General features: G+C 43.9%; 9 protein-coding genes. 8 read left to right on the plus strand and 1 reads right to left on the minus strand.

Annotated features, from left to right (window positions below; genetic code table 11):
- Positions 1-15 precede the first annotated feature (15 nt).
- Together AC23P2_RS25020 and AC23P2_RS25025 are read left to right on the plus strand one after the other, a co-directional pair.
- Entirely contained in the window at positions 16-2,499 is a 2,484-nt protein-coding gene (locus tag AC23P2_RS25020) for a hypothetical protein (protein ID WP_487775721.1), read from the plus strand.
- 147 nt (positions 2,500-2,646) lie between these two features.
- Complete coding sequence (locus AC23P2_RS25025; RefSeq protein ID WP_487775722.1) at positions 2,647-3,849, plus strand: exo-beta-N-acetylmuramidase NamZ family protein; 1,203 nt, start codon at positions 2,647-2,649, stop codon at positions 3,847-3,849.
- Positions 3,850-3,862: 13 nt separating this feature from the next.
- Here AC23P2_RS25025 and AC23P2_RS25030 read toward each other — a convergent pair whose 3' ends face one another.
- Positions 3,863-5,899: an alginate lyase family protein gene (locus tag AC23P2_RS25030; protein ID WP_487775723.1), complete on the minus strand. Its 2,037-nt coding sequence runs from the start codon at positions 5,897-5,899 to the stop codon at positions 3,863-3,865.
- 126 nt (positions 5,900-6,025) lie between these two features.
- Here AC23P2_RS25030 and AC23P2_RS25035 point away from each other — a divergent pair, with 126 nt between their 5' ends.
- The 6 genes from AC23P2_RS25035 to AC23P2_RS25060 all read left to right on the plus strand — a co-directional run bounded on the left by AC23P2_RS25035 (position 6,026) and on the right by AC23P2_RS25060 (position 13,750).
- The gene (locus tag AC23P2_RS25035) at positions 6,026-6,253 is read left to right on the plus strand and encodes a hypothetical protein (protein ID WP_487775724.1); all 228 of its coding nucleotides are present in this window, start codon (positions 6,026-6,028) and stop codon (positions 6,251-6,253) included.
- Entirely contained in the window at positions 6,250-6,615 is a 366-nt protein-coding gene (locus AC23P2_RS25040) for a type II toxin-antitoxin system VapC family toxin (RefSeq protein WP_487775725.1), read from the plus strand. Before AC23P2_RS25035 ends, AC23P2_RS25040 begins: the two co-directional genes overlap by 4 nt.
- Positions 6,616-6,841: 226 nt before the next feature.
- On the plus strand, positions 6,842-7,453 hold the full coding sequence (locus AC23P2_RS25045) for an RNA polymerase sigma factor (RefSeq protein WP_487775726.1): 612 nt from the start codon (positions 6,842-6,844) through the stop codon (positions 7,451-7,453).
- A gap of 21 nt (positions 7,454-7,474) precedes the next feature.
- Positions 7,475-8,569 (plus strand): FecR family protein, encoded by a 1,095-nt coding sequence (locus AC23P2_RS25050; protein WP_487775727.1) that lies wholly within the window; start codon positions 7,475-7,477, stop codon positions 8,567-8,569.
- Between the two features lie 260 nt (positions 8,570-8,829).
- Positions 8,830-12,201: a SusC/RagA family TonB-linked outer membrane protein gene (locus AC23P2_RS25055; RefSeq protein ID WP_487775728.1), complete on the plus strand. Its 3,372-nt coding sequence runs from the start codon at positions 8,830-8,832 to the stop codon at positions 12,199-12,201.
- Positions 12,202-12,325: 124 nt separating this feature from the next.
- The gene (locus AC23P2_RS25060) at positions 12,326-13,750 is read left to right on the plus strand and encodes a RagB/SusD family nutrient uptake outer membrane protein (RefSeq protein WP_487775729.1); all 1,425 of its coding nucleotides are present in this window, start codon (positions 12,326-12,328) and stop codon (positions 13,748-13,750) included.
- The last annotated feature ends 66 nt before the right edge of the window (positions 13,751-13,816 follow it).

Below are 13,816 nucleotides of genomic sequence, written 5' to 3' on the forward strand. Positions count from 1 at the left end.
ACGAAACTAAAAGTTATGATTAAATCAAAAATTAAGTCTCTATCCGTAGGACTACTGGCAGCTGTGTTAGCACATAGCAATGCAACTGCTCAAAACAATCCCACCTACCGACAAATCAGCGGCATATATCCACACCTTGCTTATTATAACAACGAAGGAGAGTGCGGCACGGGCGCAGTCGTCCCTTGGGCCGGAAAGCTCTGGGTGATTACGTACGGCCCGCACTTGCCCTTCGGCTCTTCGGACAGGCTTTACGAAATCACCCCTGATTTGCACAAAACCATCCGTTCGGAAAGCATCGGTGGAACGCCCGCCAATCGCATGGTTCATGCCGAAAGCAATCAGTTATTTATTGGCCCCTACGCCATTGGCAGCAATGGAAATGTTAGAACCATTCCTTACACCCAAATGCCTGGCCGTCATACGGGCAATGCTCGGCACTTGACCGACCCTACTCACAAGATTTACTATGGCACCATGGAGGAAGGGTTTTACGAGGTGGATGTTAAAACATTGGAATCAAAACTTTTGTATCAAGATGGGAACGTCAAAAACAAAAAAGACAACGATGTAGCCAACAACCACAACGGCACTTTGCTACCTGGAGCGCACGGAAAAGGCTTGTATTCGGGACAAGGCGTGATGGTGTATTCCAACAACGGTGAGCCTGGCCCGCAAGCCCTCAAGCAGTTTGATATTGAAGCGGGTGTGCTGGCCGAATGGAATGGCAAAGACTGGAAGGTGGTGCGTCGTAATCAGTTTGTGGAGGTGACAGGGCCTGGCGGAATTTATGGCAACAAAAACCCCGAAACCGACCCCATTTGGGCAACGGGCTGGGACCATCGTTCGGTACTTTTGGGCGTTCGCGATGGTGGCAAATGGTCTTTCTTTAGGCTTCCCAAAGCCAGCCACAGCTACGACGGTGCGCACGGCTGGAATACCGAATGGCCACGAATCCGCGACATTGGCACAGCCACACAGCCCGATTATTTGATGACCATGCACGGACTATTTTGGCGTTTCCCTCAATCGTTTTCGTCTAAAAACACCGCTGGTATTCGTCCACGTTCGGCTTATTTGAAAGTCATTGGCGACTATACCCGTTGGCAAAATGGCCTCGTTTTTGGCTGCGATGATTCAGCTCAAAAAGAGTTTTTGAACAAACGCAAAACCAAAGGAAACATCGAAGGCCCAGGGCAGTCGAACTCTAATTTGTGGTTTACATCCTTCAATATGCCCGACCAATTAGGCCCTAACACCGCCCAAGGCGCGATTTGGCTCAACGACAAGATAGAAGCAAACGTGGCCTCTGATCCGTTTTTATTTGCGGGTTGGAAACAGCGCATGGCGTGGGTGAAAAATGCGGGTAACGAAGACGTGACGTTTACGTTTGACATAGACACGAACGGCAAAGGGAGCTGGAAATCAGCCAAATCAGTCACCGTAAAAGCGGGGCAAGCAGCGTCAGTTGCCTTTGCCGCCACCGAACAAGGTGAATGGATTCGGGTAAAAACCAATAAAAACACCACTGCCACAGTCAACTTCAACTACACAGACGAAAGCCGTTTTGCCGTTGCCAAAGACAAATCATTTGACGGATTGGCCAGCATCAATAGCAACAATTATAAAGCGGGGCTTTTGTATGGTTTGGGCAAAAACCGCCGTCAGTTGGGGATTTTAGCGGGAGATTTTGTGAACGGGCAATTTAGCGAAAACGGTTATTATGAACTCGATAGCGCGCTCAATCTCATCCGTAAAGAGGATGCCGCTACGGCGCAGTTTATTCGTAAAGAATTTGCCATTCCCAAAGACGTGGTCAGTGTGGACGAAGCTTCGGTATTGATTGTAGATGACTCAGGCCGCCGCTGGCGCGTACCCAAAGGAAATGAAGCATTTACCGCCAAAACGCACAATGCTTCCTTGCGGATTTGTCGGGAAGTAGCTACCGAGCGTGACTTGATGAACGTACACGGCACTTTTTACGAACTACCTGCCGAAAACGCCGACGGTTTTGCCAAGATTCGTCCAGTAGCTTCGCACTCGTTGACGATTCACGATTATGCCTCTTATCGTGGGTTATTTGTGATGACAGGTTTAGACGCCCAAACGCCCAACAGTAACCACATCATTGCTTCCACCGACGGCAAAGCGAAAGTATGGGCGGGTACCATCGACGACCTTTGGAAACTGGGGAAACCCACAGGACAAGGTGGGCCTTGGAAAAATAGCCAAGTACGTGCCAATACTCCTTCTGACCCGTATTTAATTGGTTTCTATGACAAAAAAAGCCTCCAACTTTCCCACAAAAGTAGCGAAGCCGTCACCTTTACGGTAGAAGTAGAACCGATTGGTCATGGCCCTTGGATGAATTATAAAGAAGTAACCGTGAAGGCGGGGGAAACTTTCAACTACACTTTCCCTGCTGGTTTTCAAGCGCGTTGGGTTCGTTTTTCAGCCAACAAAAACTGCGAAGCTACGGCTTGGTTGACGTATAAATAACTCACCTTCAGACCTATAAGGCTTCAAAAACCTTATAGGTTTAGCTACTTAACCTGCAACTCAACGTATATATATCATTCACTAACCAAAATTTACTAACTTAGCCCCGTATCCTACAAAAACTAACAATAAAGTCCCTCTAAAATAATGAGATTCGCCTCCTTCCTTTTTTTTAGCCTTCTGACTCTCTCCAATTGTACAGGTATTGCACAATCCAACAAGCGGGGAGTTATTACGGGTGCCGACCAGACTGAAAAATATGTACCTTATTTAAAAGGAAAACGAATCGCTCTGGTTGCCAATCAGAGTTCTATTATTGGCAAAAAAAGTAGTGTGGACAGTTTATTGAGTCTCGGAATTAAGATTGTAAAAGTGTTTGGACCTGAGCACGGTTTTAGAGGCAATGCCAGCAATGGAGCGGTCGTAAGCGACGAAAAAGATGCAAAAACGGGTCTGCCAATTATCTCTTTATACGGTAAAAATCAGAAACCAACCAAAGAACAGTTGGCAGATATCGACTTGATGGTGTTTGACATTCAGGATGTAGGCTGCCGCTATTATACCAACATCAATACGCTTGAGTATGTGATGGAAGCTTGTGCAGAAAACAACAAAGAACTGCTGATTCTTGACAGGCCAAACCCAAACGCCTACGTCGTGGATGGTCCCGTAATGACGGAAGATAAATATAAATCAGCCATTGGGATACATTATACGCCTATGACCCATGGCATGACCATCGGGGAATTTGCCCACTACCTCAACGGTGAAGGCTACCTCAAAGAACCATGCAAAATTAAGGTGATAAAAGTTGCCAATTACGATCATACTACCCCTTATGACCTACCTATCAATCCCTCTCCAAACTTAAATACACAACAAGCGGTGGTACTTTTTCCGAGTTTATGTATGTTTGAAGGGACAGTAATCAACGAAGGCCGAGGGACTTACATGCCCTTCACCATTTTGGGAGCGCCTGCATTGAAAGGCAAATATTCTTTTTCGTACAAACCAGTAAGCATTCCTGGAATGAGCGAACGCCCCAATCAAAAAGATTCTGTTTGTTATGGAATCGACCTTCGTGGCTATGACATAAGCCCTTTACGCAAAAGTCGTCAGATTAATTTAGCGTGGGTCATTGAACTATACAATGCCTATCCTGACAAGGCTATTTTCTTCCAGCAGGAAAGAGCCAACGGTGTATCTCCCTTTGATTTACGTATAGGGACAGATCAACTTAGAAAGCAAATCATCGCGGGGATGTCAGAAGCCGACATCAGGAAAAGTTGGGAGCCTGAATTGCAAAAATTCAAGGCGATTCGGGCAAAATATCTTTTATATCCAGATTAATTTGTCATTTTTCTCATTTGACACTTGCACCACGGCTATCCGCGTAGGGAATGGTTAGCTGCCATGTTTTTCCCTTCATTTTCACTTCAAGGCTCATTTCAGTTTCGTTTTGGGTTAAAATCTTAGCTTTCACCGTGGGCGTTTCTTTTTCAGAAGGAAGTAGTAACCAAACCAACGTATCATTGCCTTGGATAGTCGTACTGTATTTGCTCATGGTATTGGGCTCGTACAAATTATACTCCCGACTGTACCATCCCTGAATCGTCGGTTTTTCCTGCCCTTTGATGAACGTTATGTCAAACTTCTGTGAACTAACTGGAACGATGGCTAAGTTGCCAGACTGATTTTGAGTTTTTACGACTGCGTTATCTTTGACCACTAGGCAGGTCGGGTGCCAATGCCAAAGCGCCTCAATTTGCCTAGGCTTATCGGTTTTGATTTGATCAACCACCACCCAAAACGCTCCTCTTACGTAAAAAAGCGCCCTTCTGTGTTCGGCCTTGCCTTCCAAATCAATAAAATCATTCATGGAATTGGAAGCATAATCAAAGTCTTTGTGTAGCTTAAAATACGAATCCCCCAGTGGGCTTTTGGCGTGTGTCGGGCCTGGCTTTTGGCCGTGACCGTCTATCAACAAAAGATTATGGCCTTCGCTGCCTTTGGCGTAGGGACGAAACTTGTCCGCCGTTTCTCCCGTATAGGCAAACCGCCCCGAGTCCACTAACAAATCGCGGCCGTAGGCCGATATTGAAAGGTGAAGTTTGTCGTTGTGTTGGTGTCCACTTCCCCAAGGTCCTATGTCAAAAAAAGACCAATGCGCCTGAGCGTCATAGCTACTCCTCGAAACAAGTTGCCCCGCCCAAGGGAAAAAATAGGAAGGCCCATCCGTTGGTTTCAAACCCGTTTTTCCATTGGACGCAATATACGCCCAATCGCTTTTATTGAATTTTTGGGCTGCTTCCAATACGATTGCTCGGTCACTTCCTCGGTCGCCGTCGTTGTTTAAAATCCGAAAACCATCAGGGCGTATGGCGTGGGCAATGTAGCTATACATATTTTCTATGGTTTGGTTGAAAAAAGCGGGTAAAGGCTTATTAGCACGGTCACAAATCTCTTTGAAAAGCACAAAATTATCCAAGGCAACATTGTGATAATGCGAGGTTAGTTCGGTCTGAATACCATCAGGATAGACCTGTCCTTTCATGCTCTCGGCCATTGTCGCAATGGAGTAATCAAGCCATTCGTTTGACGATTTAAACTCAGAAAAATTGGTAGCCACCGTTGCCAAAGCCGAAATCTCCATCGTAAGCCAATTGTTTCCTCCGTGAAAATACCGATTGTAGTGAGCGTGGTCAGGCAAACTACTCAACATCAGTAATTGAGTAGCTGGCGATAGATATTCGCTGTTGATAAAGCCATAAAAAACCTTCGACCATGCCTTTGCCCGAGCCGCCACCTCCAGTCCTCTCCAGATGGATTCACTTCCTTTGGCAGCAGGATAAGGCCAACTTTTAATGATGAAATCGCGCAAAAAACCATCAATATACTGGGCATATTTCGGGTTTCCTGTGTCAAAATACGCCTCAAACACCTCCAACACCTGACTATGACGATTAGAAAGCCAGGCCCATTCACGGTCGTTGTTGGGGCCTTTGTAGTACCAATCGCGGTGACCATCAGCGCCGTACGCCACTTTCCCTTTTACATTTTGCACCACAAATACATCCTTCAAAATCGTGTCGGCGCTGGCAACTGTTTTTGTGCCTTTAACAGGCTGAGTTTTGCGTAGGAAAGCTACTTTTCCATTATTTTTATAATACGCCAACAAGGCTTTGCAGGCATTTACCAAGTCCCCTTTTTGATATGCTTCACGGGTTTGTTCCAAACCTTTGGTTTCCAAATTGAGCTGCCCCAAAAGCCGTTGCATTTCTTTGGGATAACTTTCACAAACATCCTCCACCGTCACAATTTTTTGCCAAGGTTTTTGGGCGAAAAGGTTCAGGGATAGAAAAAATAAAAGAGAAAAAAGCAGGTTACTTCTACATTTCATGGTTGGATGTTTTTTGGTTTTGGCCTAAAACAGTAAGGACAAAACCCCGCCATTTCTACCTTTGGCTTTCGTGCCAGCGTGGCGAGTTATTAGTAAAATCTTTATATTTGGGTAAAAAAGAAAGCGATGACCCAGATAACCATCAACCTACCCAACGAAGCCGAAGCTCAATGGCTCGTTGAGCTTCTCAATCGTTTACAAGTACCTTTTGAGGTAGAGGCTAATGAAACTAAAAAACGTGAACGTGCAAAAGAAATCATCATGCACGGAGCGAATACATTAGATGTAGCTAAGATGCAAAAACATGTAAAACAGGCTCGTCAAGGCAGAAAACTTCCTTTTAGAGCAGAATGAGATTAATTGATTCTAACATCATTATTTACGCAGCTAAAGATGAATTTGCGTACTTACGGCCTTTGCTGCTTTCAGAAGATGTCCATGTATCCGTTATTTCAAAAGCCGAAACATTGGGCTATCACAAATTAACTGAAGAAGAACGACGTTTTTTTGAGAGTGTTTTTGAAGTTGTGCCTCAACTACCCATTGACCAATACGTAATAAACATTGCGGTTTCGTTAAAGCAACAGCGCAAATACTCACTTGGTGACGCGCTAATAGCTGCCACTGCGCTGCATTACAACGCTGAACTCAATACCAATAATATTGTCGATTTTGAAAAGATAGAAGGTATAAAACTTTTTAATCCAATACATTAACCTCTAAAAGCTTGGCTTAGAAAATAACTCATTAAACATCTCCACCTCTTACCTCCCTAAAGCAAGCTCCCGAGAAATTTCTCGCTTTATCTTCCCCCCCCCAAAAAAAAATTCCTCAACGAAGGGTATTTTTTAGCGAACCTTGTACCTGTACTTGTGAGACATTTATCACTCGTTTGAGAATAAATATCAATATACCAAGCAGACAACCAAGCGTTTGCAAAACATGAAGAAAAACTACCCCAACCATACCGACGAAACAACCCTCTGGATTGCGTTCAAAAAAGGCGATGTGCAAGCGTTTGAACAGTTGTACAACCGCTATTTTGAGGTGTTGGCCAGCTATGGACATCGGTTGAGCACTGACAAACAACAACTTGAAGACGCTATTCAAGACGTCTTTGTGGATGTATGGCGACGCCGTGAGCACCTTGCCGACGTCGAAAGTGTAAAATTTTACCTGTTTCGCGCCTTACGTCATCAAGTCATCAGAAACACTCGAAACGATTTGCTTGAAACTTCAGAAGACATCAACGATTTTTTAGATTTTTTGGTCTCATTTTCTTCCGAGCAGCAATCCATCGAACAAGAAACACACACCACCCAAACGCAGGCCGTAGCCAAAGCGATTGCGCAATTAAGCCAGCGCCAGCAGGAAGCCATCAACTTACGTTTCTACCACGGCATGAGCCTCGACCAAATGACCCAGCTCATGGGGCTCAGTAAGCAATCTGTCAGTAATCTACTTTTTAAAGCCTACAGCGTATTGCGCCTCACTATCAAAAGAATACAGCCGCTCATACTGTTTTTTTTACAACTATCCCACCTTATTCATTAATCACTTTTTGTTTTCAGCAACATGAACTATAACCAATTTCAATACAACGATTTTTTGCACAATGACTCGTTTGTACGATGGGTATTGTTTCAAGATGATGATCATTTTTGGCAACAATTTCTCCAACAACATCCCGCCAAAGCCAGTGAAATAGCCCAAGCCAAACAACTGATTTTGACCGTCAAGAAAACTGAAGAACAAAATACCCCACCCCTTGACCGAAAAGCCATTTGGACCAATATCACTACAATCATTTCAGAGGAAACAACTGTCAACAAAGAAATGAAGCCCTTATCGCGCTTTTGGCACGCCAGGGCATTTAGGTGGGCGGCGAGTCTAGTAATTTTGGCGGGAGTCGCGTGGCTTTGGGCCATCAGACGCCCTGCACACCAAGTCAATTATCAAGATTTGGTCGCAGTTATTGAAGAAAAAAGCCCCCGACAAGAGGTAGTCAACAACGGCACCTCTACCAAAATAGTCCACCTCGAAGATGGCACATTGGTCCATTTAGAACACGGAAGCCGTTTGAGTTTTCCTGTTCATTTTGACCCCAAACAACGCGAAGTAGTCCTCAGCGGAGACGCATTCTTTGAAGTTGCCGAAAACCCTGCAAAACCATTTTACGTGTACGCCAACGAGCTAATTACCAAAGTACTAGGAACAAGTTTTCGCATTTTGGCTTTAGAAAACGGCAAACAAGTAACCGTAAAAGTGAAGACAGGAAGGGTATCCGTTTTTAAACAAAACCGAATTGACATCGCCGACCCCGAAACCAAAGGATTGCTTCTACTGCCCAACCAACAAGCAGTTTTTAACCGAAGTAACGAGCTTCTAAACCGAAGTTTGGTAGAAACACCTATGCCGATTGTAGCGCAAAAACCATTGATTAAAAGGCAATTTGACGAAGTAAAAGTGGCCAACGTATTTGAAGAATTAGAGAAATTATTTGGCGTTGAAATCCGCTACAACGAAGACACACTTTCCGACTGTATCCTCACCACCACCATCAGCGATGATTCGCTGTACGACCAGCTTGAAGTGATTTGCCAAACCATCGGTGCGGCTTACAAAGAGATTGATGCTCAGATTATTATTGAATCCAAAGGATGCAAGTAAATTTGTCATGCCGACGACAGGAGGCATCTATTTCGGCTATTTAGATGCCGCGTTCCTCGGCATGACAAGTAACCTTTTAAACCTAACCAATATGTAGCAACGTATAACAATCAAAAAAAGAGGAAAGATGCGCTAACATCTTTCCCTTACTGAATCTGCGAAAGTGTAGGAAGCTTCGCGTATTCACGTCTTGTCGTTTCACAACAAAAACAATCAAATTTATGTCAAATTTCTTTACCAGAAAAGAGATTTTCTACCTTATGAAAATCACCCTCACCCCCTTGCTGTTTGTTTGTCTGCTGACTACCCTCAGTTTTGCGGAGAACACGTTTGGCCAAGAACGACTGCAAGAAAAAATTACGCTCCATTTAAAAAATACCGAGCTTAAGACGGTACTCAAAACCATTGAGCAAAAAGCCAACGTTGTTTTTTCTTACCAAAAGGGCGTTCTGACGAATAACGAAAAATTGAGCCTCGACATTAACCACGAGACCTTGGAGTCCGTTTTGCAGCAAATTCTATCCCCGCGTCAAATCAACTACCAAGTGCTTAAATCCAATAAAATTGTTTTGACCCGTCGTGGTTTGGGAAACGTCCCCGAAGAGGTCGAACCCAAGCCCACTCCTATCGCTTCTCAACTTCAACTAAACCAAACAATTACGGGAATTGTCACCGATGAAAAAGGAGAAGGCTTGCCTGGAGTAAATATTTTGGTAAAAGGAACCCAACAAGGAACTACCACCGATGCCGTTGGCAAATACCGCATAGTACTGTCCGACAATAATGAGATTTTGGTCTTTTCCTTCGTGGGTTATCTTACCCAAGAGTTTCCAATCGGCACCCAAACTACCTTAGATGTGTCATTAAAACCTGATACCAAAGCCCTTAGTGAAGTAGTAGTAGTTGGATATGGTGCTGTAAAAAAACGAGATTTGACGGGAGCTGTAAGTTCCATCGGAGCAACTGAATTGAAAGCTCAACCCGTGAGTTCATTTAATCAAGCCCTGCAAGGGCGAGTATCAGGAGTGCAAGTAACCAATTCTTCCAACGCCCCAGGTGGAGGAATTACGATTCGGATTAGAGGTGGTAATTCTATTTCAGCTAGTAATGACCCATTATATGTAATTGACGGTTTTCCAGTTACTAATCCTGCACCCGCAACAGGCGCAGGCAATTCGACACTATACGCTAACCCACTATCGACAATCAATCCGAACGATATCGAATCTATCGAAATTTTAAAAGATGCCTCTGCTACAGCCATTTATGGTTCTCGTGGTGCCAATGGAGTGGTATTGGTTACTACCAAGCGTGGAAAAGAAGGGCAAGCGACGGTTGATTTCGACGTTTATTATGGCTATCAAAAAGTCACCAAGATGCTTGATATGGCTACCGCTGAGGAGCATACAGCCTCCAAAAACGAGCAATTAAGAAACCTAAATTTTGCCGAACGCTACGGAAATCCCACGGGTGCATACCCCAAAAAACCATCAGAGTACGGAGTAGGTACTAATTGGCAAAAAGAAATTTTTCAGGGAGCGCCAATGCAGAATTACCAGTTGTCAGTTTCGGGTGGGACAGATAAGTTGCGGTATATCGTTAGTGGCAACTATTTTAACCAAGACGGCATCGTGATTACTTCCAATTTCAAGCGTTATACCTCTCGTATCAGTCTGGACGCCAGAGTCAGTAAACGACTGAAAATAGGGACCAATTTTACCATAACGCGCAGTTATAACAACAGTGTCAACGAAGTGGGAAGTAGTAGCTTGCTAGGCTTGGCACTGCGAATTTCCCCTGCCAGTCCTATTTATGATGCAACGGGCAATTACCAGCTTCTAAATATAGGACCAGGTTCGGGATTTAGCTCAGTTGCCAATCCTGTAGCGGTGGCTAGGACTAGCACCAATCTTCTCACCAGTGACCGTGTCCTAGGAAGTATTTTTGGGGATATTACGCTCGCGGAGGGTTTGACTGCACGCATCAGTGTAGGGACGGATATTCTCAATTCTCGTCGCGACATCTTCTATACGCCTCAGACCCTCATCGCTAATACCGTGAATGGCTATGGAAGTAATGGTACCTCTAACAACATTAATTTACTGAATGAAAACATCTTGTCTTATACAAAGTCATTTAAAGAGCACACGTTTGATGCCGTAGCAGGGGTAACTTTTCAGAGTAATCGTGAAGAACGCACCTACTCCGAAGCGCAAGATTTTCCTAATTATACCCTTGGTGCAAATAATATTGGTTTAGCCAACAAACCGCTTCCATCAACGGGCTCTGTGCAAGAATGGGGCTTGAACTCCTATTTAGGACGGGTCAATTATCGTTTCAAAGATCGCTATTTACTGACCCTAACAGGTCGGGTAGATGGTTCGTCGCGTTTTGGAGCTAATAATAAGTACGGATTTTTTCCATCAGGAGCTTTTGCTTGGCGGGTTTCGGATGAGAACTTTCTAAAAAATAACCGTTGGGTAAGTGAGCTAAAATTGCGTTTGAGCTATGGTATTACGGGCAACGACGGCATTGGTCTTTACAATTCACTTTCACAGTATGGCACTTCACGCACGGTATTTGGTGACCAAGAAGTGTTGATGATTCAGGCTTCACGCATCGCCAACCCAGATTTGCGCTGGGAAAAAACCGCCCAACTTGATGCTGGTTTTGATTTGGGATTATTCAACAATCGTCTTCAATTGACTGCTGATTATTATATCAAAACGACCACCGATTTGTTACTAGGCGTTGAACTACCCGCCACCACTGGTTTTACGAGTGTTACTAGAAACGTGGGTAGTTTGGAGAATAAAGGCGTGGAGTTGAGCGTCAATTCGGTCAATATAGACGGCAAATTTCAATGGAAAACCAACGGAAATATCTCATTTAATCGTAATAAGGTGATCAGCCTCAACAATGCTGACCAGTTTTTTACGGGCAATTCCATCGTGAAAGTTGGAGAGTCTGTTGGCTCATTTTACGGAAACGTCTTTGATGGTATTTGGCAAACAGCCGAAGAAATCAAAGCAGCAGGCACGTTGGCTCGTTCGGGAGATTTGCCTGGCGCTATTCGTTATAAGGACTTAAATGGAGATGGTATCTTTAATGAAGCCACCGACCGCCAGATTTTGGGGACTGGACTTCCCAAATTCATTTTTGGCCTGACTAATACTCTATCTTATCAATCTTTTGATTTTTCTATTTTTCTGCAAGGTACACAGGGAAACAAAATCTTGAATGTCACACGGAAATCAATGGAACAGTCAGACCCGAGTGATAATTTACTCCGAACTGTCATTGAGGGTGCTTGGCGGGCTGATAAGCCCTCGAATACATTGCCGTCGATTCGGCAGTGGCGAAACACTGGAACAGACTCATTCTATATTGAAGATGGTTCATTTCTCCGCGTCAAAAATGTATCGTTAGGCTATCAACTCCCTCTTCGGACAAAGTTTGTTAAACGAGCACGCGTTTACATAAGTGGCCAAAACTTATGGACGTTTACTTCTTATCGTGGTTTTGACCCAGAAGTAAACTCTGATTTTACGAGCAATGTGCAATACGGTATCGATAATTACGCTTATCCTGCCGCTCGTACCTTTACTTGCGGGGCTACTCTTTCTTTCTAAGTAACTAAGCAGAATTAGTCGAGACTTTCCAAGTTTATAACTCTTCTGATTATCAATAGTATGAGCCTAAAACTTGGAAAGTCTATTATTGCACACATACTTAATCAGATTAAAAAAATTAAAGATGAAAAATACAACCTTACTTTCAGCATTGCTCACAGTATTTCTGTTGACAGCATGTGAAAAAAATTTGGAGGAGGTGCCTCTCAGTTTTTTTGAAGAATCAAATTCCTTTAATTCTGCCGCCGACGCCACTTCTGCCATCAATGGCGTATATGACCGACTCAAAAATGTCTATGGCATGACCATGATTAATTTGGCAGACCTCAATAGTGATGAATGTGAAGTACGCGAAGACAATGGCAGTGGAGATGAAATACATAAGAATCTATTTAACAGTGGCACAAGCTTGTTTGATGGGTTTTACACCAATAGTTATGTATTAATTGACCGCGCCAATCGGGTGATTGCCAATGTTCCTAAGATTACGATGGATACCAAGCTACGGGATCAAATTGTGGGCGAAGCCAAGTTTTTACGGGCGTTGGCCTACTTTAATTTGGTACGAGCTTTTGGAGATATACCCCTTGTAACGAGTGTTTCCAATGATGTTATCAATGTGCAAATCCCCCGCGAACCAGCCGAAAAAGTTTATCAGCAAATAATTTCTGATTTACAAGAGGCTGAAAAAACGCTCCCAGTAAAATATACCGTAGCTTCCGAAAATGGCAGAGCAACGATTGGGGCAGCTAAATCCATGTTGGCAAAGGTATATTTAACCCGTAAAGACTGGGCCAATGCGGCTTCTAAAGCAAAAGAGGTCATAGATTCAAAAACATACGCTTTAGTCCCTGATTTTAAGGATGTCTTTTTACCCGAAAAAGAGAATGGCCCTGAACATATTTTTTCGATTCAGTACAGTTGTGTCTTGCCTGCGTATGGCAGCCCAATGGCCGTGAATTTTTCGATATACTTCAGCTATCCTATTAATTTGACGGGGGGAAGCTATCAAGTAGTACCACAGCACGCGGCTTCATACTTATCAGGAGATTTACGGAAAGACGTAACGGTGATTTATGAGAAAAAAATAGCCAACGGCACCGTAGTAGCCTCACGTACGGGGCCTCATTTGGACAAATATTGGGATCCACAGGCTTGTGGGTCGCAGTCGGCGCGAAACAACTTTTTAGTTATTCGCTATGCCGATGTATTGTTGATGTATGCCGAAGCTCTCAATGAATTAAGTGGCCCTACCACCGAGGCTTATACAGCCATTAATACCGTGCGGGCAAGGGCACGAAAAACGCCAACAGATTTAAAAGACTTCAGTAACCTGACTCAAACACAATTGCGTGAGGCAATTTGGCAAGAAAGAAGTTGGGAGCTTTGTTTTGAAGGACATCGTCGTTGGGATTTGCTAAGAACAGGAAAATACATTGAAAAGATGAAAAAAATAGGAATAAATGCCGAAGCAAAGCACCTGCTTTATCCTATTCCAATTCAAGAGATTGATGTAAATCCAGCTTTGGTACAAAACCCTGGTTATTGATTGTTGATACTAGTATGGCCATTCTGAGCTTAAAGGTTAACCCCTCAGAATGGCTTTGATATTCAC

This window comes from Runella sp. R0.1_18 (genome assembly GCF_057652155.1).